Origin of the sequence: Legionella bozemanae (assembly GCF_001648595.1) — a bacterium.
GTDB classification, from domain to species: Bacteria; Pseudomonadota; Gammaproteobacteria; order Legionellales; family Legionellaceae; genus Legionella; species Legionella bozemanae.
This window is the reverse complement of sequence record NZ_LBAW01000053.1, coordinates 1-3,288: the sequence shown is the minus strand read 5'-3', so window position 1 is coordinate 3,288 and position 3,288 is coordinate 1. Positions and strand designations below refer to the sequence as shown.

Genomic DNA, 3,288 nt, shown 5'->3' with positions numbered 1-3,288 from the left:
CGACATCGCTTATTTTACAGAAGGGATTGAGACAGGATTAAGTATACTTCAGGTCGATGAACATGCGCGTGTGTATGCTGTATTGGGGAAAGCAAATTTTTCAAATATTGATCCAAAAAATAGTCCCAAACAGGTAATTATTTGCCTGGATAATGATGGAAAAGAAACCTATAAATACGCAAAGAACGAACAAACTAATACGATTATAAAAGCAGCTCAGAGATTGCATGATTCTGGTATCCACGTATCCATTATAATTCCTAAAAAAGAAAATACCGATTTAAATGATGTTCTTGTTAAAGAAGGAAAGGACGAGCTAAAAAAGCAATTAAACCGGTGTCTGAGCTTAGAGGAATTTAAAAAACAATGTGCTTTAGAAAATAAGGAATCGGAGCTAATAAAAATAAATCAGGATAGACAAATTCAGTCTTTGATAAAACAAGAACGCAAACTTAATGCACAAAGCGATAATCAGTTTATAAGACTCAATCAAGGATTAATTAATGAAATTAAAGACCGTGTTTACAACAAAGATTTTGTAGAAAATACTCGTACTTTTAATAAATCACAGTCTAATCGAGAAATGGAGCGCGAGCTTTAAAAATTTTTAAATGAATAGCCTGACCTGAACCATACATGTACTGAATTTTTTTTCATTAGGACATTTCTGTGCAACTTATTCATGCTTAACAGTTTAATATGCTAAAAATCGGAGTGTGACAATCATTGAAACGAAAAGACCCACAAAAAGTTATGTTTTCGTCCCAAAGGTGACAATTTAGCATGATTAAGATGATTAATAAAATTACACAGCTTTCGCTGTAAAAAAATAGTAAAAAAATTATTTATAAGATTGTTGAATATTTTTTATGTATAAAATATGTACAGTATTTCCATTTAGGCAGAGAAGGCGTGGTCAAAGCAAAATCTGCAGGAAAACATAAGGGAGTAACTCTGTTGTTAAAGATTTACAAAAAGAATTGACACGTCTTATCATAGAGCTGGCTAAGCACTAGCATTAGTGAGGCTACTGCATAAAATTTTAAAAAACAAAGAAACCCTCGAGAGTTATACGATAAATACCATAGCTCAATACCAAATAACAAAACCAATTTGGATGATAAACATCCTCCATTATAAGGCCTCAATAGATGAATTATAGCCAAGAGATCCCATCAACATTAAGCCATTTTATATGGCGCTATTTACAGATTAAAAAGAATAAGCGTCTTATGATTGGTATACTCGCGATGATTACAATTTTTGCATTAGAAGGATCCATCTCTCCCTATTTATTAGGGAAAATGGTTTCTATTGTGAGTAATTATAATTCAAGTAAACAGTTTTTATCGCTTATTATCTGGCCTGCCATATTTTATGCAATCATGCCAATGATAACTAACATTGCTGTTAGATTAAAAGAGTATTTTGAGGCGTGTTTATACCCTTCAATGAAATCGGACATTAAAAAAGATATGTTTGAGTACTTATTAGGTCATTCCTATGAATTTTTTGAAAGTAATTTCTCTGGTACATTAACAAAAAAAATAATAGACATTTCTGAAAGCATTGAGGAGTTACTTAAAATCGCCTCAGGCTGGATCTATAACTCTGTTCTTGGAATTTTAATTGCTGTGCTAACTCTGTATGTATTTGTGGGTAGTATTTATGCATTAATTCTCTTTACATGGGCAATCCTATTTGTAGGTATCTCATTTATTACTGCGGATACTACGCAGACCTCCTCAGCAGAACTAGCAAGTGCCAAAACAAAATTAAGCGGTTACCTTTCTGATTCTATTAGCAATATTTCTAGCACAATATTATTTTCAGGTAGTACCAAAGAATCTAAAACGATTCAAAAGGCGGTAACTGAAGTAGCAAAATCTGAGAAAAAAATACAATGCCAAACGATTAAAGTGTTTTTTTACCAGGGCTGTTTAGTAACTGCATTAACGTCAGCATTTGTGTGTGCCCTAATTTATGGCGCTCAAAAACATTCTATTCATGCAGGTGATTTTGCTCTAGTACTTAGTATCGCACTCTCATGTTTGATGATGATATTCGGATTAGGACAGCAAATTTTGAAAGTACATCAACTTATAGGTGCATGCAATGATGCATTAAGCTTCATTAAAATTCCGCATGCCATTATTGATAAACCTAACGTCCCTCCATTACAGGTTTCAAAAGGTGAAATTATTTTTGATAACATAAACTTCTCATACCCTAATTCTGCACTCCTTTTTAATCAACTTAATCTATCTATTGCAGCAGGAGAAAAAATTGGGCTTGTAGGTAAGTCAGGCAGTGGTAAATCAACACTTTTGAAATTATTACTGCGTCTTGTAGAACCATCTTCAGGAAATATCGTTATTGATAAACAAATGATAAGCGAAGTTCAGTTCAAATCTCTTCGTTCACAAATAACAATTATTCCTCAGGAAACGCAATTATTTCATCGAAGTATTTTTGATAATATACACTTTGCTAACGATACTGCAACCAAAGATGAAGTGATTAGTGCAGCAAAAAAAGCAAATTGCCATGAGTTTATTATGAACTTGCCAGAACAATATAACACACTCGTTGGTGAGCGTGGTTTAAAACTTTCGGGTGGACAAAAACAACGCATTTCTATTGCTAGGGCATTCCTTAGAAATACGAAAATTCTAATTCTTGATGAGGCAACCTCTTCATTAGACACTGAAACTGAACAAGCCATACAAAAATCATTGCATGAAGTAATGCAAGATAAAACAACTTTGATTATTTCACATCGACTTTCAACCTTAAAAGAAGTGGATACTGTTGTAGTACTTGACAATGGGAATATCATTGAGCATGGTAGCCTGGAACAGTTAACAAAAAAACCGGGCGGTGTTTTTTCAACTCTTTGGAAAACTCAAGTGGGAGGATTTATATTTGCAGAATAAAGTGATGTTAGTTTGCCTCGCTGCTCATGGTAGCAAGGAATCACTTTCTTGGTAGGTAATTGGATCCCATTACTGAGATCCTGTTACCTGCCTTTTAATAAATTTGGAATCATACGTTCAATCAGGGCTAATGCAGTTTCTGCATCATAAGCACCAATTTTAGACAAATCTTTGTTGTATACACTGTATAAAATTTCAGTAATAATTTGTATGGAGCGAACACTATTTTCGAGTAATAATTGGGTTGATTCATCTGTCTTTTTTTCTAAAGATTGCAGATAAATACGTGCTCCAAATGATAGCATTTCTGCTGCAGTTATATTTAATTCGGTGTTATTTGTTTTTGCTATTT

General features: G+C 33.3%; 3 protein-coding genes. 2 read left to right on the top strand and 1 reads right to left on the bottom strand.

The features are described 5' to 3' along the window. Positions 1–601, top strand: a 601-nt coding sequence (locus A8O27_RS17890) for a toprim domain-containing protein (protein WP_211269258.1), incomplete at its 5' end; no start/stop codon positions are given. A 550-nt stretch (positions 602–1,151) separates the two neighbouring features. After that, positions 1,152–2,936 carry an ABC transporter ATP-binding protein gene (locus A8O27_RS17885; RefSeq protein ID WP_058460614.1) on the top strand — a complete coding sequence of 595 codons (1,785 nt, stop codon included), beginning with the start codon at positions 1,152–1,154 and terminating at the stop codon, positions 2,934–2,936. 83 nt (positions 2,937–3,019) lie between these two features. On the opposite strand, the gene A8O27_RS17880 is transcribed toward A8O27_RS17885, so the two are convergent. Next, entirely contained in the window at positions 3,020–3,286 is a 267-nt protein-coding gene (locus tag A8O27_RS17880; protein WP_082891540.1) for a hypothetical protein, read from the bottom strand. Positions 3,287–3,288 lie beyond the last annotated feature (2 nt).